The organism is Marinobacterium sp. xm-g-59 (genome assembly GCF_013283315.1).
In the GTDB taxonomy this organism is placed as follows: Bacteria; Pseudomonadota; Gammaproteobacteria; order Pseudomonadales; family Balneatricaceae; genus Marinobacterium_E.
Map to the genome: position 1 here is coordinate 57259 of NZ_WBYR01000006.1, position 23977 is coordinate 81235.

The window sequence follows — 23977 nt, forward strand, 5'->3', positions numbered from 1 at the left end:
AACTTGAAAACAGAGACTACAGCACCTCATGGATAAGACGTATCAACCGCAGGCAATCGAGCAAAAGTGGTACCAAGACTGGGAAGAGAAAGGCTTTTTCGCACCTTCAGGTGAAGGCGATGCCTACTCAATCATGATTCCACCGCCCAACGTCACGGGCAGCTTGCATATGGGTCACGCATTCCAGCACACCCTAATGGATACTTTAATTCGATACCGTCGTATGCAGGGCCGCAACACGCTCTGGCAGGTTGGTACTGACCATGCAGGCATCGCCACTCAGATGGTAGTTGAGCGCAAACTAGCCGCTGAGACCGGCGAGAGTCGTTACGATCTTGGTCGCGATGCGTTCATTGAAAAAGTCTGGGAGTGGAAAGGCGAATCGGGTGGCACCATTACCCGTCAAATGCGTCGTCTAGGTAACTCTGTCGATTGGCCAACCGAACGTTTCACTATGGACTCTGGTTTTTACCATGCCGTTCAAGAGGTCTTTGTACGTCTTTACGACGACGGCTTAATCTATCGTGGTAAGCGCCTCGTTAACTGGGATCCAAAACTTCACACTGCAATCTCCGACCTTGAGGTGGAGAACCGCGAAGTGACTGGCAAAATGTGGTACATCCGTTACCCGCTTGCTGATGGTGTGACAACCAAAGAGGGAAAAGATTACATTGTCGTGGGTACCACGCGTCCAGAGACACTGCTGGGTGACACTGGTGTCGCAGTCAACCCTGAAGATGAACGCTACGATGACCTAATCGGTAAAGAGATCCTCCTTCCATTAGTCGGTCGTCGCATCCCCATTGTTGCCGATGAACATGCCAGCATGGAAAAAGGGACTGGTTGTGTAAAAATCACGCCGGCACACGATTTCAATGACTACGAAGTGGGTAAGCGTAACAAGCTGCCAATGATCAACGTTCTGACCCTTAACGCAGATATTCGTGATGAGGCTCAAACCTTTAACTTCGATGGCAGTGTCAACAAAGAGATTGATCCAACGCTACCAGAGAAATATCGTGGCATGGAACGTTTTGCTGCACGCCGTGCCATCGTCGCTGAATTGGAAGAGCTAGACCTTCTCGTGAAGATCGAAGAGAACGCGATGACCATTCCGTACGGTGACCGTGGTGGTGTGGTGATTGAACCGATGCTAACCGATCAGTGGTTCTGTGATGCTAAGACACTGGCCAAGCCAGCGATCAAAGCAGTTGAAGATGGCGACATTAAATTTGTCCCTAAACAGTACGAAAACATGTACTTTGCTTGGATGCGTGACATTCAGGACTGGTGTATCTCACGTCAGCTGTGGTGGGGTCACCGAATTCCTGCATTCTATGATGCTCAGGGTAACGTCTACGTTGCGAACTCAGCTGAAGCGGCGCGTGAAAAATACAACTTGGCGGCCGATGTAGAGCTCCACCAAGATGATGACGTCCTAGACACCTGGTTCAGCTCGGCACTGTGGACCTTTGGTACTCTTGGCTGGCCGGAAAACACGGAACGTTTGAAAACCTTCCACCCTACCGACACCCTTGTAACCGGTTTTGACATTATCTTCTTCTGGGTTGCTCGGATGATCATGATGACCATGCACTTCATGAAAGATGAAAATGGCAAACCTCAAGTGCCATTTAAAAACGTCTATGTGACAGGTCTTATCCGTGATGAGAGCGGTGATAAGATGTCGAAATCGAAAGGTAACGTGCTTGACCCTCTCGATATGATCGATGGCATCTCACTTGAAGATCTGTTGGAAAAACGTACCGGTAACATGATGCAACCTCAGCTAGCCGAGAAAATCGGCAAACGTACTGAGAAACAGTTCCCTGAGGGCATTACGGCGCACGGTACTGATGCATTGCGCTTTACGCTAGCAGCACTCGCTTCAACGGGTCGTGATATCAACTGGGATATGAAGCGCCTAGAGGGTTACCGTAACTTCTGTAACAAACTCTGGAATGCTGCCCGCTATGTCATGATGAACACCGAGGGTGAAGATTGCGGCAACAATCAGGAGCCAGTGGAACTCTCACTTGCTGACCGCTGGATTATCAGCCAATTGCAACGCACTGAAGCGACCGTCACCAAACAGCTAGACGAGTACCGCTTTGACCTTGCTGCACAGACACTCTACGACTTTATTTGGAACCAGTACTGTGACTGGTACCTAGAGCTGTCAAAACCTGTGCTGTGGGATGAGCAAGCGTCTGAAGCGGCCAAACGTGGCACACGCCGTACACTGGTTCGCGTTCTTGAGACGATCCTCCGTTTAAGCCACCCTATCATGCCATTCATTACTGAAGAGATCTGGCAGACGATCAAAGGTCTGGCCGGCGTTGAGGGTGAGACACTGATGCTTAAGGAGTTCCCTGTTGCATCAGAAGAGAAGATTGACGAGCAAGCAGAAGCCGACATCGAGTGGCTTAAGGGCGTGATCACAGCGGTTCGAAACATTCGTGGTGAGATGAAAATTGCACCATCACAGGATCTTGAACTTCTGTTATCTAACTGCAGCAGTGAAGACACTCGTCGTTTAGCTGAGAACCAAACATTCTTGATGAAGCTAGCCAAATTGAGCAGCATCACGACCCTAAACGAGGGTGACGATAAACCTCTTGCTGCGACTCAACTGGTTGGCGCAATGGAACTGTTGGTTCCTATGGCGGATCTGATCGATAAAGAGGCTGAAATGGCCCGCCTGCAGAAAGAGATTGATCGCCTACAAGGTGAGATTGACCGCGTTGATAAGAAACTGTCTAACGAGAAGTTTGTTGCCAACGCTCCTGAAGCCGTTGTCACTAAAGAGCGCGCTAAGGCTGATGATGCAGCACGCTCTAAAGTTCAACTAGAGAAACAGTTAGAGTCGATTAAAAACCTTTAATCGACGTCGATAGTAAAAAGGGGCTCAATCTAAGATTGCGCCCCTTTTTTATGCCTCTAGCGTAAGCGCCACACCTCTATACTCCAGAGCCAAAATCGCCGCTTTGAAGGTCTCTAATTGAGCCAATTCAACTAACAGTGTTTTCTCTACTATCTCTGTGTAGCTAGCCGATAGCTCTTCAGCAGCTACGGCAGCGATGACCTGTTGAATGTCAGACTCTAGCTCGTAAGGATATCGGATTTGGCACTCAATCTTAGGAGCACATTCAACGGTCGGCAGATGTTCTGAAAGCTCACTAACCGAGGCGCCATAGGCTCTAATTAACCCGCCGGCTCCCAGTTTAGTACCACCAAAGTAACGTGTCACGACGACACCGATGTCTCCCAAATTTTTATACATGAGGATATTAAGCATAGGCTTACCCGCTGTACCACTGGGCTCGCCGTCATCACTGGATCCTGCGGCCTTTGGTGCCTGAGGTGCGCCTAAAATATAGGCTAAACAGTGGTGGCTGGCTTTAGGGTGCAGACGCTGCATTTCTGATTGCAGTTGATAGAGTGCATCAGTGGAACTAAGAGGGATTGCGGTCGCTATGAAACGACTTTTTTTGACTTCGATCTCATACTCAAATCGATCGATTGGGGAGAAGTAAGCAGCCATAAGCCTCCTTAAAGAAGAGGCTTAGACTACTGACATGAAGAGGAATGTAAAGTGATTACTTCTTCTGATCTTCGTTCATCAGATTCTTCACTTTGAAGAAACCCCAAGTCATTACACCTGCCATTGCAGCCACACCTAGAAGGCTTGGCCAAACTGTTTCAAAAGTGTATGCATCAATACCGAACATTTCGTTACTCCTACTTATCAAGTTTTAGTAACTGTAACTCGAAGGCGGCAACAATATATTGATATAACTCAAGCTAGCGAAGCTGTCTCAAGAACATTCGGATTTAACAGGGTCTGTTTTATAGCCAATAGCAATATTACTCAGCTAACTCGGCTAGCTCCTCTTCAGTGGCCATGCGGACATCAATCACCTCAACATCAAAGTTTAAATCCTGCCCTGCAAATGGGTGGTTAAGATCAACCTTCACCTCACGGATATCGATCTCTGCAACACGACCCAAGCGCGGCTCACCATCTTCATCCTCTAGCTGAACCAACATCCCTTTTTGCAAACCTGGCATATCGGCAAAGGCCTCACGAGGAAGCACGTCGAACAGTTCCTCATCGCGTTCGCCATAGCCTCGGCCTGCTTCCACAAGGACCTGAAAATGATCCCCAGCCGATCGCCCGTCTAAGGCTTGTTCGAGACCCGGCACCAGCATATTGTAACCATGGACGTAGGTGAGCGGTTCATCATTTCTCGAACCATCTTTTACCTCACTCTCATCACTTACAATGGCGTAGTGAAAGGTGACGTAAGCATCTTTACAAATATTCATTATCCAAAATCCTTAAGGTTGCAGGCGGGTAACGACCCAACCTGTGTCTGATGGTTCAAAACGAAAACGGTCGTGCAGGCGACTTTCACGCCCTTGCCAAAACTCAAAACGGGTCGGTACAAGTCGATAACCGCCCCAGTTATCGGGACACGGAACCTCAGTCATATCTGACAGCTGATTGACCGCTTGTTCAAGCACAGCTCGAGATTCGACTGGCTGACTTTGATGAGACACAGCAGCACTTCTCTGGCTACCCACTGGGCGAGAGTGGAAGTAGGTTTCACTCTCAATGCGATCGATCTTTTCAACCTGTCCGCGAACGCGAACTTGACGCTCTAACATCGGCCAGTAGAAAAGAAGTTCTGCTTGCGGATTGGCCGCTAACTGCTCCCCTTTCTCACTCGAATAGTTAGTAAACCAGGTAAACCCTTCTGAACTAAACTCTTTTAACAGAACAATACGCGCACTGGGCATCCCCGACTGATCAGAGGTCGCCAGAGTCATAGAGGTAGCATCTTTAGGATCCACAGCCAATGCATCCTGCATCCATGCATCAAACTGCTGAATCGGATCTCTGACTAAATTATCTTCATGAAGACCTGCCACGAGGTATTCACGACGCACATCACTTAATTGGGTTGTCGACATCGAAACTCCTATCATTCAGATTTTCGAGAGTTATACTTAGGGAATCTAAGAATAAGTCCATGGCATCTCAGGTTTACAGTCAAATTCATCATCAAGGCGTGTTTTCGAAGGCCTAGCCAGCTAAGTCAAGAAAGCACAACACCGAGGGTGGATTTGACTGTGAACCCCGAAGGGCGTGGCCTTATACATGCATCTACGGTGTTGCTTCTCTTGCTAATGGCTAGACCATTAGCGGCGAAAAGCGCCTTGTATCTGCAAATATCAGGCCTCGCTGAGATACTATGTACTTGTTCGTAGATTCCCTAAACATATTATTACCGGTATCTGATCAGGATCCCAGCTCAAATGGCTAGAACTGCACAAATAGTGACGCTCATCATGGCACTCGCTCTTAGCGGCTGTGTCGGTGTTCAAAACAAAGAGCTTCGCCTGCAGAATCTCGCCAAGTCTGACGTCGATATGATCGTTGATCAACACATTAAGACGATCAACGCGATGAGTCGTGAACTCACCATCAAACTCTACAAACGCAACCCGCGCGAACTCAAAAAAGCGGCCGCTGGTACAACCGTTGAGACGCGCCTGAAACAGCTTTTAAGTTACCCAAGGCCCATCAGTCATCGAGAACTAAATAACCTCTACGGAGTTGATGCGCTCAAACTGGCTTTTGATGAGGAGTATCAAGGGGACCGAGTCTTCGCTCTAATGGTGGCTATCACAGGTATGGTTCACGCCTCATACAACTACCGTGAAGAGTTCTTTATGCTCAACGAAATCGATTCGCAAAAGCTATATAACTCAGCACGTAATTTAGAGAAGATCGCTTGGCAACTGCACAACTTCAAAACATCGAGTGGCGAACTGTTCATTCTGACTGACAGCATGAATGAGGGAGTCATCAACCTCAGCTACGAGCGACTCTTCGGGAAGATGATTGCCACTCAGGATATGCTCGCTGAGATTGTTGCGCAGACGACGGACCGAACCATCAATCGAATTGTGCTAAGCGTCGCTACAGCTCCCTTTCTGCCCATTTAAGGCAGTATAATCTTCTCAATCTTGTGGTTGGCATTCAGCGCTAACGTAATGTCCGCTCGTGTTGGAATCTCATCGAGCATCCAACGCGTCAATCGCTCATAGTGCGCTATGAAACGTGTAATCTCAGTGCCATCCATAATCCGCAATGGGTCTGCAGGAGCTATTTCGTCATACAGCAATGAGGCTCGATCTTTGAGTTTCTGCTCTTGGACCGTACGCCAATCGTACACCGCCTGCATGTTGGGCACTTTGAGCATGACGAGCATATCTAAAAAGCTGAACAGCTCTTGATAAGAGGTTGCCAGCTGTTGATTGACATAATGTCGCCAGATACCCTCAGGGTCTTCGAGGGTCTCAAGCTCATTAACAGGTGCAGCGAGCGACTCTTCAGGCTCGGCGATACCACCGACACACCATCCATCAAAAATAATGACATCCGCTGAACCATGCCATTCATGCCACATCTGTTCTGGCACACGCTCATCGGTCGATTTATCAAAAATTGGGATCCGAGTAAGGTCGTCTGGCCCCGCGTGCTTGAGTCGATTTAATAGCTCTATACCCAAATCGACATCATGGGTACCAGGCACTCCACGTGTCTTTAAAAGAGGGTGAACGGACTGTGCCAATGCGTCCCTCTCAGCACGCGTCAGATAGAGATCATCAATCGAAAAACCCGTCACCTTTAACCCAAAACCCTCGGTGAGAATCACCTCTAGGAGGTTATAAAGTGTCGCTTTTCCCGCCCCTTGTGCACCATTAATTCCGACAACCAAAGGGGAACCCGGCATTAGTCGATCCAATATAGAGCAAGCAACGGGCACGTAGATCTGCTCAAACAGCTCATTCAAACCAAGATCGACATCTAAAGACTCGACGGTCGGCGCAAATGCTCGAGTGACCGCATCAAGCGCCTTCGCTCTCATCTCTGGGGAACCAGGCAGCCTATGTTTAGGCCAGGTCACTATGCTGCCCATCAGGCATCACTCCTTTTAAGAAACTCTGTAATTGCTTGGACCTCAAAGGGCGTCATTAGAGGCGGCGCGTGTCCAAGACCCTGTAACTGCAACAACTCCAAATCGGGCTTGTGTTCAAGCATTGCATCCACAATCTCTTGCGTCAGCAAGTCAGATGCGGTGCCGTGAATCAGCATCTGCGGGCACTCTATCACTTGCCATAATGGCATAAGATCAATGTCTTCGTTAGAACCCAAGCGAACGTTAGTGGCAATGGCTGGGTCATAGTGAAGATGCAGGCCATCATCAGCCTGTCGTGAACCATATTGAGCCACTCGCTGCCATTGCACTTCGGATAAATCGCGAAAACTGGGGTAAGTGCGTTTGATGTGATCAATAAGCGCCTGTTGATCGGTAAACAGAGGATCTTTAACGTAGGCTGCAATGCGCTGCAGAGACGCTTTGGGTATGTGACAACCCACGTCGTTCAGAACAAGTTTTTCAATATTGGCTAGCTTCAGGCTTGCGGCAGCCATAGCCAGAATCCCACCAAGGGAGGTACCCACCCAATGGACAGGCCGGTTATCTACAGCGTTCAACACCGCACTGATAGCCGGCAGATAGCTCTCTGGACTGTACTGCTCAGGTTGTTTCAACCAATCACTCTGACCACGTCCAGGCAGATCAATAGCAATACAAAGAAAATCATCCCTTAGCGCTTCGATCAACTCATCAAAATCACGACTACGGCCTAACAGTCCGTGAACACAAAACAACACTTTTTTTGCCAAAGGAGAACCACTCTGCCAATAAGCGACACGATAGCCGTCACCGTCCAAATGATAGGTAGTCGATTTTAATTCCATGAAATCTCAAACGCTGGGTAAAGTTTTGTAAAATCTTGCCTGATCTCATTGAAACGGTCCAGTTTCGCTGTGCGAACGTAGATCTCAAGCGGTATACTTACTGACAATTTAATTTAACTTTGTAGGGAGAAAAGCCTCCGTGAAACGGTTACTGAAATGGCTTCTACCAATCATCATTCTTGGCATCGCTATTGCTGGATTCATCTCGTTAAAATCAAGCAAACCCAAAATGCCACCCAAACCGATCACGGAACGATCTTGGAGCGTTAATGCAATTGCCGCGTCACCTCAATCGATCGCGCCAGAGATTGAGCTCTATGCTGAAGTTGAAAACCCCCGCCAAGTGGTTCTGCGCGCCTCGATTGCTGCCGATGTTCAATCGGTTGAAGTGCGTGAAGGGGCAGCGATTAAACAGGGTGATCTACTGATTCAACTCGATACCCGCGACATCGATCTTCAAATCGCTCAACAGCGAGCCCAAATCGATGCTCTAAAAGCACAACTGTCGGCAGAACTGCTTCGTTTTGAAACCGATAAAAAGGCCTTGGCGATTGAAGAAGAGATGCTGGTGATTGCGCAACGCTCTCAACAGCGCCAACTTAACTTATCAGGTAAAAAACTCGCCAGCCAAGAGCAGCTTGATACCGCTGAGATGAACACCCAACAACGTCAATTGAGCCTTGTATCTCGCAAGCAGTCTTTGGCGGACCACCCCAACCGCGTTGCGCAACTCAGAGCATCGATTGCCCAGTCACAGGCTCAATTAGATAAATCTCTGCTTGATCGTGAACGTGCTTTCGTAAAAGCACCTTTCGATGGTCGTGCAACCAAAATTTCAATTGCCGTCGGTGACCGCCTAAGAGCCAATGATGCGCTTGCCTCTGTCTATCCGAACTCAGATCTTGAAGTTCGTGCTCAACTACCTAGCCGTGCGCTAGCACTTATTAAGAGTCAATCGTCACTCGCTGACCTTGAGGCTGTCGCAAAGATTGATGGTCAGCAGTTCGAACTTGAACTTGATCGTCTCAGTGCCGAAGTTGCGACTGGATCGACCGGTGTGGATGGCCTGTTCCGTTTTGTCGATTCTGACTACCTACCCGAGCCTGGTCGCACCATCAGCGTTGCACTGACGCTACCAGAGCTGAATGATGTCATCGCACTGCCGCCAGTGGCGCTTTACGGCACGGATCGCATCTATCGTGTCACCGACTCTCGACTCGAAGCGGTCACAGTCAACCACCTCGGTTATCGAACTAACTCAGATGAGAAGCGTGAGATTTTGATCAAAAGCGATCAGCTCAACGCCGGTGATAAAATCATTACAACCCAGCTACCCAACGCGGTCAGCGGCATGTTGGTTGAGGTGAAACAGTGAGTCAGGCTACCGGTCTAAAAGGGTTTGTCAGCCTATTTACGACCCACCGGGTTGCGGCAAACCTGTTAATGATATTGATGTTGGCAGCCGGTCTTTTGGGCCTTAACCGTCTTAACATCCAGTTCTTCCCAACCTTTGAGCTCGATATTATCAACATAACCGTTCCCTGGAGCGGTGCCAGTGCTGAGGATGTGCAGACCTCTATCGTGGTTCCTGTAGAGGAGGAGCTTCGTGCGCTTGAGGGGATCAAAAAGCTCTCGGCCATTTCACGTGATGGCAGCGCCGTTTTTCGTCTAGAGATTGAAGATGGTACCGATGTAGATTACACCCTATCAGAGGCAAAGCAGAAGATGGATGCTGCACGTTCAGCACTGCCTTCTGATGCAGAAGACGCTGTTGTACAGCTACTGACGCGATACGACAACATTGCTGATCTTATCGTCACCAGTGATCGCGCCTCTCTTGAAGAGCTAAGAACTCTCGCGCGCACCTACGAGCAGCAACTTCTTCAGAGTGGCATTCGTAAAATCGATTTTACCGGCATGCCTGAGCAAGAAATTGCTATCCAGTTCAGTCCAGACAACCTTAATCAACTAGGCCTTACGCTGAGCGATATTTCGGGATTAATTCGCCAACGCTCAGTTGACCTACCTGCTGGCGTTGCAGCACAGGATGATGGCGCTCGAAGAATTCGCAGTTTAGGCCAACAACGCGATGTTACCGGCTTTGAAGAGCTACCTCTGATCACTGCAGGCCAAGGCAAACTGGTTCGCCTTGGCGATATCGCGTTGATCGAGCAGCGTGACAAAGAGGATCAAGTACGCCTCTACCATGAAGGTAACCCAGCAATTGTTCTAAGCCTGAAACGAACGGAATCAGAGAACAGCTTAAAGACGGCCAATCTGTTTAACACTTGGCTGGAAGAGACCCGCCCTACTCTGCCAGAAGGCGTTGAACTGCTGACCTACAATGAGCAGTGGACACTGATCAAAGACCGTATCGATCTTCTTATCGAAAACGGTGCGAGCGGCTTGGTTCTAGTTGTCTTGATTCTATTCCTCTTCCTAAACGGCCGTGTCGCGTTCTGGGTGACCATTGGTATTCCAACTTCCTTTATGGCGACCCTAGCGGTGCTCTACTTAGTAGGCGGCTCGATCAATATGATTTCGCTGTTTGCACTGATCATGGCTCTGGGCATCATTGTCGATGATGCGATTGTCGTTGGTGAAGATACCCTCGCACATGCTCAGATGGGAGAGAGCTCTCGACGTGCCGCTGTTGGTGGCGCGCTTCGAATGCTCGCTCCTGTGACCGCCTCATCGATGACCACCATCGCGGCCTTTCTGCCACTGATGATGATCGGCGGTATCATTGGCAACATTCTGTTTGATATCCCGCTGGTGATCATCTGCGTCATCATCGCCTCGCTGGTTGAGAGCTTCTTGGTGTTACCAGGCCACCTCCACCACTCATTAGCACGAGGGGATGCAGCCCACCCATCGAAAATCCGAATCAAGCTGGATAATGGGTTTAACTACTTCCGAGACCGCATCTTCAGACGTTTCGTTGAAACGGCAATCAACTATCGTTGGGCATCCATTGCAACCGGTGTCGGTGTACTGATCTTTGCTGTGGGCCTACTTGTCGGTGGTCGAATTCAATTCACCTTTTTCCCAAGTACCGACCAAGACACCTTCTCGATCAACACTCAGTTTGTCTCTGGTACCAGTGGTGATCAGGTCAGTGAGTTTCTCTTCTACATCGAAGATCAACTTCACAAAACAGATGAAGAGCTGGGTGGTGGCATTCTTAAGTTTGCACTTATTCGCCAAAACATCTCCCAACCATCACGTAATGCGTCGCCTAAACGCGGTGATATTTATGGGTCGATACAGGTTGAGCTGACGCCGGGAGACAACCGGGAGGTCTCGACCAAAGCGTTTACACGAGCACTGCGCAAAAACATTGAGCAACCTGCCGGCCTAGAGCGCTTATCGATCGATGTCGATCGAGGTGGCCCTCCAGGTAAACCGGTTGAAGTTCAACTCACCGGCAGCAATATCAACCTGTTGAAACAAGCCTCACTTGAGCTCCAAGAGAAGCTGAAGGTTTATAACGGGCTCAGTAATATCGATGATGACCTCCCGTTTGGTACTTCTCAGCTAATCTACACCCTGACTCCGGCTGGTGAAGCGGCAGGTTTAAGACTTGAGCAGGTTGGACGTCAGTTAAGAGCTGCCTTTGATGGCCAAGAGGTACAGAGCTACTTTGAGGGCCGTGATGAGATCAGTGTGCGCGTTCAGATGCTCGATGAGCAGAAGAATCAACTAAGCTCGCTCAGTCAGCTACCGATCGTGTTACCGGATGGCCGAGTGACACCGGTATCCAACGTCGTCAACTTCACCGCACGTCAGGGTTTCGATTCACTTCAACGTATCGATGGTCTTCTGTCGATCAACGTATCGGCTGACCTTGATGAGAGCGCCAACAATGCCAATGAGATCATCGCTGACCTGCAACAGAAGGTGATGCCTGAGATCCTTGGTAAGTATGGAGTTGATTCGAGCTTTGAGGGTAAAAACCGTGATCAACGCGAAACCCTGGGTGATATGAAAACCGGCCTAGTCATTGCATTGGTGCTGATCTACGTGATTCTGGCTTGGGTATTTGGTTCCTACAGCTGGCCAATCACGATCATGCTGACCATTCCGCTTGGATTAACCGGCGCCCTATTGGGACACTGGGTGTTAGGACTGGATCTGACCATCCTGTCACTGTTTGGCTTCTTCGGTCTTTCCGGGATCGTGATCAATGACTCAATCGTCTTGGTGACGTTCTACAAGAAGTTACGTGAACAGGGTATGGCGATTAAAGAGGCGGCTATTGAAGCCTCCTGCCAGCGCCTGCGTGCCGTGCTGCTAACATCACTAACAACCATTGGCGGCCTGACACCCATCCTATTTGAAACCTCCATTCAAGCTCAGTTCTTGATCCCAATGGCGGCTGCCATCGTATTTGGATTAGGTTATGGCACCTTGTTAATACTGGTTGTGGTTCCATCCCTGCTGACACTGATCGAAGGGGGTCGGGAGAAGCTAGGAATGAAACCGATCAGCTCTTACTCGGTCGATACACCTTAAAGCAAATTACGACCTGTGTTCTAAGGCGGCGATCCATTTATTGGATCGCCGCCTTACGTTATACTGTCGCACCCATTTTTAATGACTAGAGCGCTTGGTCGCTTGAGACACTGTTTATGAATCGAGATCTTTCGTTACTACAGCCTTATCCTTTTGAAAAACTGGCAAAGCTATTGGGCGGTCTAAGACCACCTCAAGAGATGGAGCACATCTCATTGGGCATCGGTGAACCGAAACACCCTGCCCCTGAGTGTGTGACTAAGGTGTTAAACGAAACCGTCGATCTTGTTGCAAACTACCCAACGACCAAAGGCAGTGCCGAGCTTCGCGATACGATTGCCGCTTGGGCCACACGACGCTTCAAACTGAAGAGCGATAGCCTAACTGGAGAGCAGAACGTGCTACCGGTAATGGGTACTCGTGAAGCGATCTTTGCTTTCACTCAGTGTGCAGTCGATCGCAAACCAGGGGCTTTGGTACTATCACCAGATCCCTTCTACCAGATCTATGAAGGGGCCGCTTACCTAGCGGGAGCAGAGCCTTACTTCTTACCCACTTTGGCTGAAAATGGGTTTATTCCAGATTACGACTCGATCACTGATGATATTTGGGAACGTTGTGAGCTGCTATTTATCTGTTCACCCAACAACCCAAGCGGTTCAGTCCACTCTGCAGAGACCATCAAAAAGCTGATTGCGCTAGCGGATAAATTCAACTTTATCCTAGCCTCTGATGAGTGCTATTCCGAGATCTATTTTGACGAAGCGAACCCACCCGTAGGTCTCCTAGAGGTCTGTGCGCAACTTGGCCGTCACGATTACAAAAATTGTGTCGTATTCCACAGTCTCTCAAAACGTTCCAACCTGCCTGGACTTCGCTCAGGTTTTATCGCCGGTGATGCCGCTCTAATCAAGCCGTTCCTGTTGTTCCGCACCTACCATGGATGTGCGATGCCACTTCAGGTTCAGAAAGGCTCCATTGCTGCTTGGAATGATGAGACTCACGTCCAAGATAACCGTGAACAGTACCGTCAGAAATTTGCGGCCGTTCTTGAGATTCTTGCACCGGTTATGGATGTCAAAATGCCGGATGCTAGCTTCTACCTTTGGGCGAAGACACCGATCGATGACGACGCTTTTACCGCAGGACTGTTTGAACAACAAAACCTAACAGTGCTACCCGGTCGTTACCTATCGCGTGAAACCGATGCAGGTCTCTACCCTGGTGCCGGTTATGTTCGTATGGCACTGGTAGCAACGGTTGAAGAGTGTGTCGAAGCGGCTTGGCGAATTCGCCGTTACATCGAGTCGCTGTAAGGATGGCTATGAACCTTTACGGCATTCCAAACTGCGACACGGTAAAAAAAGCGCGCAAGTGGCTCACTGATCAGGGTGTGGAGTTTACCTTCATCGACTTTAAAAAGAGCCCACCCACAGTTGAACAGATTAAGCAGTGGGTTGACGCGGCCGGTATTGAGGTTGTCCTAAACAAACGCGGTACAACCTGGCGCAAGTTGGACGATGCCACAAAAGCGATTACAGATGAGTCTGTATTGATCAATTTGATGAGCGAACAGCCCAGCATGATCAAACGCCCAATTTTTGAATTCAATGGTCAGATTGAGGTCGGTTTTACCCCTGATACTCAATCGGCATTAACGATTTAACACGAGGATATAGAGATGACTAATTTTGCATTTGGCCTAGGTGTAGGTACTAAATCAGCGGCTGGCGACTTGCTAGAGGTCTACTACAACCAACCACTGCTTAATGCAGACTCAGCACTGGTTAATGCTGCAGGTAAAGCCGTGGGTTACACCGGTGGCAACGCTGCGATCGAGGTAGATGCCGCTCAGCTAAAAGCTCTAGAGGCTGCATTTTTGAGCGTTGGCGCTGAAGATCAAGCCGAGATTGTCGAGGTTCTTGAAGGAACCGCACAGCCCGTCATCTTGACGATCCTTGAATCTGACGATGCACCAACGACCACGGCTGAAGTCTACCTTAAGCTGTCATTGATCTCGCACCGTCTCGTTAAGCCTCACGGCCAGAACCTAACCGGTATCTTTGGTCTGCTACCGAACATCGCCTGGACGAACGAAGGTCCAATCGCGGTCGATGAGCTCTCTAAGCGCCAGCTAGCCGCTCGTGCACAGGGTCGCATGCTTCACGTTCACTCAGTCGACAAGTTCCCACAGATGGCGAACTACGTTGTGCCAACGGGTGTTCGTATCGGTGCCGCATCTCGAATCCGCCTAGGTGCTCACGTAGGTGAAGGCACCACTGTTATGCACGAAGGCTTCATCAACTTCAACGCAGGCACTATGGGTGTCAGCATGGTTGAAGGTCGTATCTCTGCCGGCGTCGTCGTAGGAAACGGCTCAGACCTAGGCGGTGGTTGTTCGACTATGGGCACTCTCTCTGGCGGCAACAATGTCATCATCTCTGTTGGTGAGAACGCACTGCTAGGTGCCAATGCAGGTCTAGGCATTCCACTAGGGGATCGCTGCACACTGGAAGCGGGCCTCTATGTAACAGGCGGCTCGAAAGTGACCATTCTTGATGACCAAAACAACGAAGTAACCACGGTTAAAGCGTCTGAACTGGCTGGCAAGTCGGATCTACTGTTCCGTCGTAACTCACAAAACGGCCGTATCGAAGTTAAAACAAACAAGTCAGCAATTGAGTTGAATGAAGAGCTACACGCTCACAACTAATCCTGAAAGACAAAGGTAGATAGAAGATGACTCAGCGCTCCGCCACTCTCGAACTTGCTTGCGATCTAATCAGCCGCCCTTCTGTTACCCCAGAGGACGCAGGTTGCCAAGCAATGATGTGTGAGCGCCTTGAAGCGCTGGGCTTCACTATCGATCATATGCCGTTTGAAGAGGTGACCAACTTCTGGGCACGTCGAAACCAAGAGGGTCCTGTACTCTGTTTCGCAGGACACACTGATGTTGTGCCAACCGGCCCTATTGAGCGCTGGAAAACTCCACCCTTTGAACCGACCATCATTGATGGTCATCTGCACGGGCGCGGCGCGGCTGATATGAAAGGCAGTATCGCTGCCTTTATGACGGCACTGGATCGATTCGTTGCTAAACATCCGGATCATAAAGGCTCTATCGCTCTTCTGATCACCAGTGATGAAGAGGGTCCCTACGTCAATGGCACAACGCGAGTCATTGATACCTTGGAAGCTCGCAACGAGAAGATCACCTGGGCAATTGTGGGCGAGCCATCGAGCACAACCTTGGTTGGCGATGTCATCAAGAACGGTCGTCGCGGATCGCTTGGCGCCACCCTGAAAGTGAAAGGGGTTCAAGGCCATGTCGCCTACCCTCATCTGGTGCGCAACCCCATTCACGAATTCGCGCCAGCATTAGCCGAACTGTCACAAACTGAGTGGGATCAGGGCAACGACTTCTTCCCACCCACCAGTTTTCAAGTCTCTAATATCAACGCAGGCACCGGTGCGACCAACGTTGTACCTGGCGAAGTCGAAGTGAAGTTTAATTTTCGTTTCTCAACCGAGGTGACTGACACTGAACTGCGAACGCGTGTTGAATCGATTCTAGAGAAGCACAATGTTGAGTATGAGATTGAGTGGAACCTATCGGGTCAGCCTTTCCTAACGGCAGCCGGTGATCTAGTCGATGCGGCTCGTGATGCCATTCGATCGGTCACAGGCCGAGAGACCGAACTGTCAACAAGCGGTGGTACATCAGACGGTCGCTTTATCGCTCCGACAGGTGCACAGGTGGTTGAGCTAGGTCCTGTTAATGCCACCATTCATAAGATTGATGAAAACGTTTCTGTCGCCGATCTAGACACCCTCTCCGAGATTTATGAACAGGTCATGATCAACCTGTTGACTGACGCCTAACATGGAGCTGATCTGCCCTGTCTGTCAGGAGCGACTATCACTCAACGAGCAAAAGAAAACGCTCCGATGTGATAACAATCACAGCTTTGATCGAGCCAAACAGGGCTACTGGAACCTGCTTTTAGTGCAAAACAAACGCAGTAAGGATCCTGGTGACAACCCCGAGATGATTGCTGCGCGAAGTGACTTCTTGAATGCCGGCTATTACGCCCCAGTCTCAGACACTTTGAACGAACTAGCTCGGCAATATACTGACACCCACCCAAGCGTTATCGATTTAGGCTGCGGCGAAGGCTACTACACCCTCGCACTGCAAAACACCTTAGATCAGGCCGAGATTCTAGGCTTAGATATTTCCAAACACGCCATCAAAGCGGCCTGCAAACGCTCGAAGTCAATCACCTGGGTGGTTGGATCATCAGCTAACATCCCAACAGAGAATCACAGCTTAGATCTCGCTGTCATCGTATTCAGCCGCATACTCGGCGAGCCTATCGCAAACGCCCTGAAAGAAGATGGACACTTAATCATTGCCTATCCAGGCGAGCGCCACCTCTACTCACTGCGCGAAGCGATCTACGATGAGGTGCGAGAAACCGACTCTTCACCCCAAAGCGCTTTAGGTACACAGTTCGAACGCATTGATGAGCGACGTGTTCATTTTGAGATTGAACTCACCTCACGCGACGCACTGCATAACCTATTTATGATGACCCCCCACGGCCAACGCGCAGCAAAACAGCTGGCTGATTATCAACAATTCACGACCGAAGTGGATATTCATCTCGCAGTTTTCAAGAAAAGCGCCTAAATTACCCCTATACCCTGTCATTCGCGTTAAGGAACAGTGATGAGCGAGCAACGCCACCCCGACATCGAGGTCTACGTCAAAGAGCGCACAGCCCAACAGATCCTAGAGTGGGTCCAAACACTCGGCACCCTGACAACCGATAAGAGCACTAAAGAGTCGATAAAATCTAAGCTCCTCATCGGCGATGTTGAAATCCCCGTTTTGATTCAACAGCGTGTTATCGGTAAAGCGTGGAGCTCTGTTTGGTTTGATAGCAGCGAGACACCCTGGGCAACCGATCTCGAATGTGCGCATCAAATCGCGAAAGAGATGGAGACTCAAACTCGCTGTATCGCCTCCGGCTGGCAAGAGGGAGATGAGCCCGATGAGTGGTATAAAGTCCACCAGGGGGTCGAGGAGAAAATTGTATGGAATACGAACTAAAACAGCCTGCACTACTCCACGCTCTTTTGCTAGATGGTCAGGGCGGTGCTATTGCACTGAATTCTGAACAGATCTCTCAGCGGAGTGAGCTTGACGGTGAAGTTTGGATACATTTGGACTACACCGAAAAAGAGAGCCACACCTGGCTAGAGGAGCACTCAGGTCTATCGCAATCAGCGATCGATACCCTTCTAGCTGATAAGGTTCGTCCAAGAACAACCAGACTCGATGATGAACTGCTCATCGCATTGCGAGGGGTCAACTTAAACGTCAATTCTGACCCTGAAGACATGGTCTCTATACGCCTTCTTCTTAAACAGAATTGTCTCATCACGACACGCAAGCGTCGCCTACAATCTGTGACACAACTGGTTGAACAGCTCCAACAGGGCAAAGGTCCACACACCCTCTCGGATCTGATCACAGAGTTGGCAGACGGCCTGACAGAACGTATTGGTCGTTTAGTAGAAGAGTTAGATGTGCGGCTTGAGTCCCTTGAAGAGCAACTGGAGCAACAGGGCTCAAAGAGCCTGCGTGAACCGCTAGCCGAGATGCGTACGACTAACGCTCGACTCAAACGTTATTTAGGCCCACAAAAAGAGGCTCTGACACAATTGATAGCCTCTAAGAGCACTCTTCTCAATGACGATCATCGCGCCTCGCTGTTTGAGACGAATGACCACCTCACTCGTCATATAGAAGATCTAGACATGTTGCGAGAACGCGCAGGTGCGGCACAAGATAGCATCATGGCCCAGCTGTCAGAGCAACTGAATGAGCGTCTATACCTTCTCGCCATCATCTCCGGACTCTTTCTACCCTTAGGATTTTTAACCGGTCTACTCGGAGTAAATCTTGGTGGTATACCCGGTGCTGACAACAGTTCAGCGTTTTTCATTTTCCTAGCGGCTCTATCGGGTACGACCGGCTTACTGGTCTACCTACTTAAGCGCAAAGGCTGGCTCTAGTGGGCCGTTGGCGACCCCCTGCAGAGAAGAGCTCCCCCTACATTACCAAAGAGGGGTATGAGCGCTTGAATGCAGAGCTTAAACATCTTTGGAAGGTCCGACGTCCTGAGGTCACACAAGCCCTCAAAGAGGCTGCTGCAGAGGGCGATCGCTCAGAGAATGCCGAGTACATCTATCGTAAAAAAGAGCTCAGAGAGATCGATAGGCGCGTTCGATACCTCGCTAAACGTATGGATCACTTTAAAGTGGTCGAGCATCTACCAGAGCAACGCGATACCGTCTTCTTTGGTGCCTGGGTGACCCTAGTTGATGAAGAGGATAACGAGATTGAGTACCGAATTGTCGGAGCCGATGAGATCAACCCTAAACTCGGTTATATCAGCGTTGATTCCCCACTTTCTAGAAAACTGCTAAAGCGTCAACTGGGCGAAGAGATAGAACACAATACACCAGACGGAAGAACACTCTGGTATGAGATATTGGCGATACGATATGAGTAGCAAGAAATGGTGGGTCGTATAGGATTCGAACCTATGACCAATTGATTAAAAGTCAACTGCTCTACCAACTGAGCTAACGACCCTGAACAGGTAATGTGAGATTTGTGAGAATGGTGGGTCGTATAGGATTCGAACCTATGACCAATTGATTAAAAGTCAACTGCTCTACCAACTGAGCTAACGACCCACTCCAAATCTCGGTTTGGCTCCTCGAGCTGGACTCGAACCAGCGACCAATAGATTAACAGTCTACTGCTCTACCAACTGAGCTATCGAGGAATAAACCTTGGACATCCTAATGGCGGAGGGACAGGGATTCGAACCCTGGGAGCCTCTCGACTCGTCGGTTTTCAAGACCGGTGCTTTCGACCACTCAGCCATCCCTCCGTTAGGATGGGCGCAGATGTTACCGTCCTCAGTTTTTCTGTCAACCATTAGCCACAAAAAATTCACAAAAAAGTGAAAAAAAGTTCTTTTTTGATCACCCAATGATCAGTTTGTTCAAGGATTGATCAGACAAGCGACATAAATCGGAAATCTTCCAACAAACGCCTTAGCGAATTGTGATGAATGTCAGTACTTGCAGCGACCGCCCTGTGATAGGATTCGACTAACAATTTCTACATTGAGTAACGCTATGTACAACATTCCTAAGGTCAATCTTCGGGGCAAAGTATCTGATATCGAGTGGCAAACACGCATCGATTTAGCTGCAGCCTACCGACTGGTCGTACTGCATGGTTGGGATGATCTTATCTATACCCACATCTCGGCACGTATCCCCGGTACCGAAGAGCTACTGATCAACCCGTTCGGCCTACGATTCGATGAGGTAACCGCTTCCAATCTGGTCAAGATCGACATTGATGGCAATAAAATCGATCCGGACTTTCCGTATGACATTAACCCTGCGGGTTTTACCATTCATAGCGCGGTGCACCTCGCACGCCACGAAGACCAGTGCTCATTTCACCTGCATCACCCTGATCTGATTGCGGTTGCGACTCGCAAAGAGGGACTACTGCCATTAAGTCAGTACTCAGCCTTTGCGTTAGCCAGCATCGCTTACCACGAGTATGAAGGTCTGGCGGTTAATCCAGAGGAGATCAAGCGTCTACAGGATGATCTTGGCAACGCTAACTTCTTCATGCTGCGAAATCATGGTGCACTGACAATGGGCAAAACCATTGGCGACGCTTTCATGCACATGTACGACCTGATTATGGCCTGTGAAGTGCAGGTCAAAATGCAGCATAACGCGACTGATATTGTTCCTGTTCCACAAAGCGTGATCGATGGCATCAAAGCCCAGGCGAATGTCGTACACACTGGAACAACGGGTGGCCAAAAAGCTTGGCCAGCGATGCTACGAAAAGTTAAACAAGCTTACCCAGAATTTGATCAATAATTATTAGAGTTTAAGCAATGAAAATCACCGAAGTAGAGATTTTTGATATTCACTGTCCAGAGCGTCCACCCTGGAACCCTGTCTTTGTCCGCATTCATACCGATGAAGGCATTCACGGCCTCGGTGAAGCGGGCCTCGCCTACGACTGGGGACACAGTGCAGCGGCCGCAATGATTAAAGAGATCGCCGAAGCGGTTCTGATCGGCTTTGATCCGTTTAAGACAGAGCTTTTATGGTCACGCATGCTACGTGAAAGCTTCTGGGGACTTGGTGGAGGCCCTGTTCTATATTCGGCGATGAGTGCCATCGACACAGCACTGTGGGATATCAAAGGTAAAGCACTCGGACTCCCTGTCTACCAACTGTTAGGTGGCAAGACCAATGACAACCTGCGCACCTATGCCAGCCAACTGCAGTTCGACTGGGATAAAGATTGCACCAAGATGCTAACGCCTGCTGATTACGCCCGTGCAGCCTCAAAGGCGATGGCAGAAGGCTACGATGCCGTTAAAGTCGATCCGATCGTCTACGATGCTAACGGTGATTCAAGCTTTGACCGCACCAAGCTCTTTACACCTGCGCAGATGAAGCTGTTTGGGGATCGACTGCGTGCCATTCGTAACGAAGTCGGTGACGAAGTCGACATTATCTTCGAATCACACTCTTTAATGGGTGCCGCATCGGCCATCCAAATGGGTAAAGTGATCGAAGAGGTGGGCTGCATGATGTACGAAGAGCCTGTGAACTACCTCAACTCTAAAGTGCACAAAAAAGTATCCGAGGGTGTTAACGTGCCCATCGCAGGGGGTGAACGGCTATATCACCGCTGGGATGTTCGTCAGTACTTTGAAGATCAATCGATCGACGTGCTTCAACCTGACGTCGGCCTTTGTGGCGGCTTCACTGAAGCTAAGAAGGTGTGTGACTACGCCGATGTCTACGACATTCGCATTCAAGCCCACGTGTGTGGTGGACCCGTAGCAACCGCCGCGTCACTGCAACTGGAAGCAGCGATTCCTAACTTCCTTATTCACGAGCACCACACCTATGCGATCAAGTCTTGGAACCGCGAACTCTGTATTCAGGATTATCAGCCAGTGAACGGCAAGTTCAGCGTACCGGATCTTCCAGGCATCGGTATTGAGCTAAATGATGAGATTGTCTACCGCTCACCGAATGTGAAGGTTAAGTAGTCAAATAGAAGACTAGAATCGGTAGATCTCACGCGCGTTGAGGTCTACCAACTTTTCAATTGGCAAACTTGCCTCTTGCAACACTCGCACAACCATCGACCAATAGTCGCTATAGCTCATAGAGAGTGTAATCAGAGGAAAGTTGGAAGCGACCATCACCCTACTCTCACCAAAAATCGAAACGACAGTTTCAATCGTCTGCTTAAGTGTTTTTTCGGTAAACGACCGATCGAGCATTTCAAAGCCAGAACATTTCACTTTTAGATTAGCCAATCCAGATAGCTTTTTAAGTCCAGCCAGCCACATCTCACTCTCTGTCTCAGGCAAAGCAGATGAACCGAAACCCTGATGGTTCAGAACAACTTGAAGTGCAGGAAATTGTTTAAAGAGATTAAACACCTTATCAACATCATCGAGCTCGGTAACATCAAACTGCAGTTCAAAGATAAGGTCAGCCTGCTCTAAACTTCGCAAATTAAGCAGGGTATTCGGGCTACTAAGAATCGTATCTAGCTGATCATCAAAAATATCTCTAACTCCAACAAGTGAAGTGCGTTTAGACAATTCAGATAGCTGCTGATTAAACTGGTCAGGGCTTACACAAAGATCAACACAACCCACTGTCTTGATGGGCAGCGCTGCTTGAGACTCTACCCAATCAACCTCCAACCAAGATTTTGAATTATTAAAGCCCGCCTCTATATGAGAGTATCCAGATAGGCTTAGCCCATCAGATAGAAACAGATCAGACGCTCCAAAATCCCTGAGTAGTTTCGATTTATCAGGCCAGTATGGGGCTGAGTTTGGCTGCAACCAACCATACTCACCTTCAGCAAGATTAAACAGATGCAGGTGCGGATCAGTAATATTGATCATTAGCGCGTGGTGTATCCGCCATCAATCGGCAACATGGCACCGGTGACAAAACCCGCCTCATCACTGGCCAAGTAAGCCACCATTGCGGCCACCTCATTAGGTTGCCCAATGCGCCCGATAGGCTGCTCATTGGCCTCTGCCTGATGCACTTCATTGAGATCTGAACCTGAGCGAGCACAATAGGCTTCAACCGCTTTGGTGTAGAGCGGCGTCTCGATCGTACCTGGGCAGACAATATTGGAGCGGATATTAAACTGGGCGTAATCGATTGCAGTGGTTTTGGCGAGTGAGGCCAGAGCGTGCTTGGTCATGTTGTATGCACAGGAGTTCGACTTAGCCACTGACGATTGATCTGAACCGATAAAAATGATCGAACCGCCCTGCTCTTTCATGTGCGGCACAGAAGCTTGAACAAGCGAGAAGGCACCCTTCACGTTCAGATCAAACATCGAAATAAAATCCGCTTCGCTCGTCTGTTCAATATTAGCGGATAGATGACGCCCAGCGTTGGATACAACCACATCGATGCTGTATTGATCGGCAATATGATTAACAGCGTTCGTTACCTTTTGATGATCCGTCACATCGCAGATCAACGTCTCGCCAACGGCGCTTGGGCTGATGTCGAGGTTAAATACCCTATCGCCCAGCTCAGCAAAGCGCTCTGCAATCGCCAAACCTATCCCCGAAGCACCACCTGTAATCACAACTGTTCGCTGCATAACTCACCTATCTAGATTGATGAGCCATTGTAACCAGCCAGTGCCAGACAGGTCTATAAACCTGTCTGGCACTGTTTGATAAGGGTTTAGCTATATATTATTTGGCCAACCAAGCCTCTAGATCGTCAGCTCCACCGACTCGCTGACCATCAATGAATACCTGCGGTGTTGTTCCCTGACCAGTTACAGCGGCTAGTGTCGAGTAACTTAGTCCTTTCGCACCTAGGTTGATCTCTTCGTAGCTGAAACCAGCCTCACTCAATGCTTTCTTAGCACGCGTACAGTGCGGGCATCCTGGTTTGGTAAACACAGTGACGCGCATAGGCTGCTCCGCATTGGCGTTGATGTAGTTCAACATTGTGTCGGCATCGGACACTTGGAATGGGTCACCTGGCACATCCGGTTCGATGAACATCTTCTCAATGACGCCATCTTTAACCAGCATCGAGTAGCGCCAGCTGCGCTTACCAAAGCCAAGATCCGCTTTATCAACCAACATACCCATGCCGTCGGTAAACTCGCCATTACCATCAGGAAGCATGTAGATATTCTCTGCACCCTGATCACCAGCCCAGGCATCCATCACAAATGGATCATTCACTGATAGGCAGATGATGCTATCCACACCCTCTTTGGCGAAGACAGGAGCCAATTCGTTATAGCGAGGCAAATGGGTGCTTGAACAGGTCGGTGTAAATGCTCCGGGTAATGCAAACACAATGACCGTTTTACCCTTGAAAAGATCATCTGTAGTGACTTTAGCCCACTCGTTACTTTCACGAATTGGAAATGTAACCTGTGGGACTGTTTGTCCTTCTCGATTCATCATGGCTTGACTCCTT

At 49.3% G+C, this 23977-nt stretch carries 23 protein-coding genes and 4 tRNA genes; 14 read left to right on the plus strand and 13 right to left on the minus strand.

Features of this window, described 5'->3' with window-relative positions; genetic code table 11:
• Positions 1-28: 28 nt before the first annotated feature.
• Positions 29-2884, plus strand: a complete 2856-nt coding sequence (locus tag XMG59_RS08355; RefSeq protein ID WP_173498541.1) for a valine--tRNA ligase — start codon at positions 29-31, stop codon at positions 2882-2884.
• A gap of 48 nt (positions 2885-2932) precedes the next feature.
• On the opposite strand, the gene XMG59_RS08360 is transcribed toward XMG59_RS08355, so the two are convergent.
• The 4 genes from XMG59_RS08360 to pdxH all read right to left on the minus strand — a co-directional run bounded on the left by XMG59_RS08360 (position 2933) and on the right by pdxH (position 4977).
• Positions 2933-3544 (minus strand): YigZ family protein, encoded by a 612-nt coding sequence (locus XMG59_RS08360; protein ID WP_173498542.1) that lies wholly within the window; start codon positions 3542-3544, stop codon positions 2933-2935.
• A 55-nt stretch (positions 3545-3599) separates the two neighbouring features.
• Positions 3600-3731: a hypothetical protein gene (locus XMG59_RS12205; RefSeq protein ID WP_256368167.1), complete on the minus strand. Its 132-nt coding sequence runs from the start codon at positions 3729-3731 to the stop codon at positions 3600-3602.
• Between the two features lie 136 nt (positions 3732-3867).
• Entirely contained in the window at positions 3868-4329 is a 462-nt protein-coding gene (locus tag XMG59_RS08365) for a peptidylprolyl isomerase (RefSeq protein WP_173498543.1), read from the minus strand.
• 12 nt (positions 4330-4341) lie between these two features.
• Complete coding sequence (pdxH, locus tag XMG59_RS08370) at positions 4342-4977, minus strand: pyridoxamine 5'-phosphate oxidase (protein ID WP_173483552.1); 636 nt, start codon at positions 4975-4977, stop codon at positions 4342-4344.
• 345 nt (positions 4978-5322) lie between these two features.
• Between pdxH and XMG59_RS08375 the strand changes: the two genes are divergently transcribed.
• Positions 5323-6015 (plus strand): hypothetical protein, encoded by a 693-nt coding sequence (locus XMG59_RS08375; protein ID WP_173483551.1) that lies wholly within the window; start codon positions 5323-5325, stop codon positions 6013-6015.
• Here XMG59_RS08375 and XMG59_RS08380 read toward each other — a convergent pair.
• Both XMG59_RS08380 and XMG59_RS08385 read right to left on the minus strand, forming a co-directional pair.
• The gene (locus XMG59_RS08380; protein WP_173483550.1) at positions 6012-6992 is read right to left on the minus strand and encodes a hypothetical protein; all 981 of its coding nucleotides are present in this window, start codon (positions 6990-6992) and stop codon (positions 6012-6014) included. The genes XMG59_RS08375 and XMG59_RS08380 overlap by 4 nt on opposite strands.
• Positions 6992-7837, minus strand: coding sequence for an alpha/beta fold hydrolase (locus XMG59_RS08385; protein WP_173484566.1), 846 nt, complete (start codon positions 7835-7837; stop codon positions 6992-6994). The genes XMG59_RS08380 and XMG59_RS08385 overlap by 1 nt, the downstream gene beginning before the upstream one ends.
• A 139-nt stretch (positions 7838-7976) precedes the next feature.
• On the opposite strand from XMG59_RS08385, the gene XMG59_RS08390 reads away from it, so the two are divergent.
• The 10 genes from XMG59_RS08390 (at position 7977) to greB (ending at position 18936) form a co-directional block, all read left to right on the plus strand.
• Entirely contained in the window at positions 7977-9212 is a 1236-nt protein-coding gene (locus tag XMG59_RS08390) for an HlyD family efflux transporter periplasmic adaptor subunit (RefSeq protein ID WP_173498544.1), read from the plus strand.
• A complete protein-coding gene (locus XMG59_RS08395; RefSeq protein WP_173498545.1) occupies positions 9209-12352 on the plus strand; it encodes an efflux RND transporter permease subunit in 3144 nt (1047 codons plus the stop codon). The genes XMG59_RS08390 and XMG59_RS08395 overlap by 4 nt, the downstream gene beginning before the upstream one ends.
• Positions 12353-12468: 116 nt before the next feature.
• Complete coding sequence (gene dapC, locus XMG59_RS08400) at positions 12469-13668, plus strand: succinyldiaminopimelate transaminase (protein WP_173498546.1); 1200 nt, start codon at positions 12469-12471, stop codon at positions 13666-13668.
• Positions 13669-13676: 8 nt separating this feature from the next.
• Positions 13677-14018, plus strand: coding sequence for an arsenate reductase (locus XMG59_RS08405; RefSeq protein ID WP_254445557.1), 342 nt, complete (start codon positions 13677-13679; stop codon positions 14016-14018).
• 15 nt (positions 14019-14033) lie between these two features.
• Positions 14034-15065, plus strand: coding sequence for a 2,3,4,5-tetrahydropyridine-2,6-dicarboxylate N-succinyltransferase (gene dapD, locus XMG59_RS08410; protein ID WP_173480660.1), 1032 nt, complete (start codon positions 14034-14036; stop codon positions 15063-15065).
• 26 nt (positions 15066-15091) lie between these two features.
• On the plus strand, positions 15092-16234 hold the full coding sequence (gene dapE, locus XMG59_RS08415) for a succinyl-diaminopimelate desuccinylase (protein WP_173498548.1): 1143 nt from the start codon (positions 15092-15094) through the stop codon (positions 16232-16234).
• 1 nt (position 16235) lies between these two features.
• On the plus strand, positions 16236-17045 hold the full coding sequence (locus XMG59_RS08420; protein WP_173498549.1) for a putative RNA methyltransferase: 810 nt from the start codon (positions 16236-16238) through the stop codon (positions 17043-17045).
• 39 nt (positions 17046-17084) lie between these two features.
• A complete protein-coding gene (locus XMG59_RS08425; RefSeq protein WP_173480657.1) occupies positions 17085-17468 on the plus strand; it encodes a hypothetical protein in 384 nt (127 codons plus the stop codon).
• Entirely contained in the window at positions 17453-18436 is a 984-nt protein-coding gene (locus XMG59_RS08430; RefSeq protein WP_173484572.1) for a zinc transporter ZntB, read from the plus strand. The genes XMG59_RS08425 and XMG59_RS08430 overlap by 16 nt, the downstream gene beginning before the upstream one ends.
• A complete protein-coding gene (greB, locus tag XMG59_RS08435; protein WP_173498550.1) occupies positions 18436-18936 on the plus strand; it encodes a transcription elongation factor GreB in 501 nt (166 codons plus the stop codon). The genes XMG59_RS08430 and greB overlap by 1 nt, the downstream gene beginning before the upstream one ends.
• Before the next feature lie 7 nt (positions 18937-18943).
• Here greB and XMG59_RS08440 read toward each other — a convergent pair.
• From XMG59_RS08440 to XMG59_RS08455, 4 genes are all read right to left on the minus strand, one after another.
• Positions 18944-19019 (minus strand) — tRNA-Lys (locus XMG59_RS08440).
• Positions 19020-19047: 28 nt separating this feature from the next.
• A tRNA-Lys gene (locus XMG59_RS08445) sits at positions 19048-19123 on the minus strand.
• Positions 19124-19139: 16 nt separating this feature from the next.
• A tRNA-Asn gene (locus XMG59_RS08450) sits at positions 19140-19215 on the minus strand.
• 20 nt (positions 19216-19235) lie between these two features.
• Positions 19236-19323, minus strand: a tRNA-Ser gene (locus tag XMG59_RS08455).
• A gap of 250 nt (positions 19324-19573) precedes the next feature.
• On the opposite strand from XMG59_RS08455, the gene XMG59_RS08460 reads away from it, so the two are divergent.
• Both XMG59_RS08460 and XMG59_RS08465 read left to right on the plus strand, forming a co-directional pair.
• Positions 19574-20344 carry a class II aldolase/adducin family protein gene (locus XMG59_RS08460; RefSeq protein WP_173495059.1) on the plus strand — a complete coding sequence of 257 codons (771 nt, stop codon included), beginning with the start codon at positions 19574-19576 and terminating at the stop codon, positions 20342-20344.
• A gap of 17 nt (positions 20345-20361) precedes the next feature.
• Positions 20362-21537 carry a mandelate racemase/muconate lactonizing enzyme family protein gene (locus tag XMG59_RS08465; RefSeq protein WP_173498551.1) on the plus strand — a complete coding sequence of 392 codons (1176 nt, stop codon included), beginning with the start codon at positions 20362-20364 and terminating at the stop codon, positions 21535-21537.
• 12 nt (positions 21538-21549) lie between these two features.
• On the opposite strand, the gene XMG59_RS08470 is transcribed toward XMG59_RS08465, so the two are convergent.
• The 3 genes from XMG59_RS08470 to XMG59_RS08480 form a co-directional block, all read right to left on the minus strand.
• Positions 21550-22413 (minus strand): amidohydrolase, encoded by an 864-nt coding sequence (locus XMG59_RS08470; RefSeq protein ID WP_173480652.1) that lies wholly within the window; start codon positions 22411-22413, stop codon positions 21550-21552.
• The gene (locus XMG59_RS08475) at positions 22413-23135 is read right to left on the minus strand and encodes an SDR family NAD(P)-dependent oxidoreductase (RefSeq protein WP_173480651.1); all 723 of its coding nucleotides are present in this window, start codon (positions 23133-23135) and stop codon (positions 22413-22415) included. Before XMG59_RS08475 ends, XMG59_RS08470 begins: the two co-directional genes overlap by 1 nt.
• Positions 23136-23232: 97 nt before the next feature.
• Entirely contained in the window at positions 23233-23964 is a 732-nt protein-coding gene (locus XMG59_RS08480) for a glutathione peroxidase (protein ID WP_173498552.1), read from the minus strand.
• Positions 23965-23977: the final 13 nt, after the last annotated feature.

What these genes read in the sequence shown, in the direction of transcription:
- XMG59_RS08470 (WP_173480652.1), bottom strand. Translation starts at nt 22,413, where the DNA reads ATGATCAATATTACTGATCCGCACCTGCATCTGTTTAATCTTGCTGAA.
- XMG59_RS08420 (WP_173498549.1), top strand. Translation starts at nt 16,236, where the DNA reads ATGGAGCTGATCTGCCCTGTCTGTCAGGAGCGACTATCACTCAACGAG.
- XMG59_RS08430 (WP_173484572.1), top strand. Translation starts at nt 17,453, where the DNA reads ATGGAATACGAACTAAAACAGCCTGCACTACTCCACGCTCTTTTGCTA.
- XMG59_RS08360 (WP_173498542.1), bottom strand. Translation starts at nt 3,544, where the DNA reads ATGGCTGCTTACTTCTCCCCAATCGATCGATTTGAGTATGAGATCGAA.
- XMG59_RS08385 (WP_173484566.1), bottom strand. Translation starts at nt 7,837, where the DNA reads ATGGAATTAAAATCGACTACCTATCATTTGGACGGTGACGGCTATCGT.
- XMG59_RS08475 (WP_173480651.1), bottom strand. Translation starts at nt 23,135, where the DNA reads ATGCAGCGAACAGTTGTGATTACAGGTGGTGCTTCGGGGATAGGTTTG.
- dapE (WP_173498548.1), top strand. Translation starts at nt 15,092, where the DNA reads ATGACTCAGCGCTCCGCCACTCTCGAACTTGCTTGCGATCTAATCAGC.
- XMG59_RS08365 (WP_173498543.1), bottom strand. Translation starts at nt 4,329, where the DNA reads ATGAATATTTGTAAAGATGCTTACGTCACCTTTCACTACGCCATTGTA.
- XMG59_RS08460 (WP_173495059.1), top strand. Translation starts at nt 19,574, where the DNA reads ATGTACAACATTCCTAAGGTCAATCTTCGGGGCAAAGTATCTGATATC.
- dapC (WP_173498546.1), top strand. Translation starts at nt 12,469, where the DNA reads ATGAATCGAGATCTTTCGTTACTACAGCCTTATCCTTTTGAAAAACTG.
- pdxH (WP_173483552.1), bottom strand. Translation starts at nt 4,977, where the DNA reads ATGTCGACAACCCAATTAAGTGATGTGCGTCGTGAATACCTCGTGGCA.
- dapD (WP_173480660.1), top strand. Translation starts at nt 14,034, where the DNA reads ATGACTAATTTTGCATTTGGCCTAGGTGTAGGTACTAAATCAGCGGCT.
- XMG59_RS08425 (WP_173480657.1), top strand. Translation starts at nt 17,085, where the DNA reads ATGAGCGAGCAACGCCACCCCGACATCGAGGTCTACGTCAAAGAGCGC.
- XMG59_RS08405 (WP_254445557.1), top strand. Translation starts at nt 13,677, where the DNA reads ATGAACCTTTACGGCATTCCAAACTGCGACACGGTAAAAAAAGCGCGC.
- XMG59_RS08480 (WP_173498552.1), bottom strand. Translation starts at nt 23,964, where the DNA reads ATGATGAATCGAGAAGGACAAACAGTCCCACAGGTTACATTTCCAATT.
- XMG59_RS08465 (WP_173498551.1), top strand. Translation starts at nt 20,362, where the DNA reads ATGAAAATCACCGAAGTAGAGATTTTTGATATTCACTGTCCAGAGCGT.
- XMG59_RS08380 (WP_173483550.1), bottom strand. Translation starts at nt 6,992, where the DNA reads ATGGGCAGCATAGTGACCTGGCCTAAACATAGGCTGCCTGGTTCCCCA.
- XMG59_RS12205 (WP_256368167.1), bottom strand. Translation starts at nt 3,731, where the DNA reads ATGTTCGGTATTGATGCATACACTTTTGAAACAGTTTGGCCAAGCCTT.
- XMG59_RS08355 (WP_173498541.1), top strand. Translation starts at nt 29, where the DNA reads ATGGATAAGACGTATCAACCGCAGGCAATCGAGCAAAAGTGGTACCAA.
- XMG59_RS08375 (WP_173483551.1), top strand. Translation starts at nt 5,323, where the DNA reads ATGGCTAGAACTGCACAAATAGTGACGCTCATCATGGCACTCGCTCTT.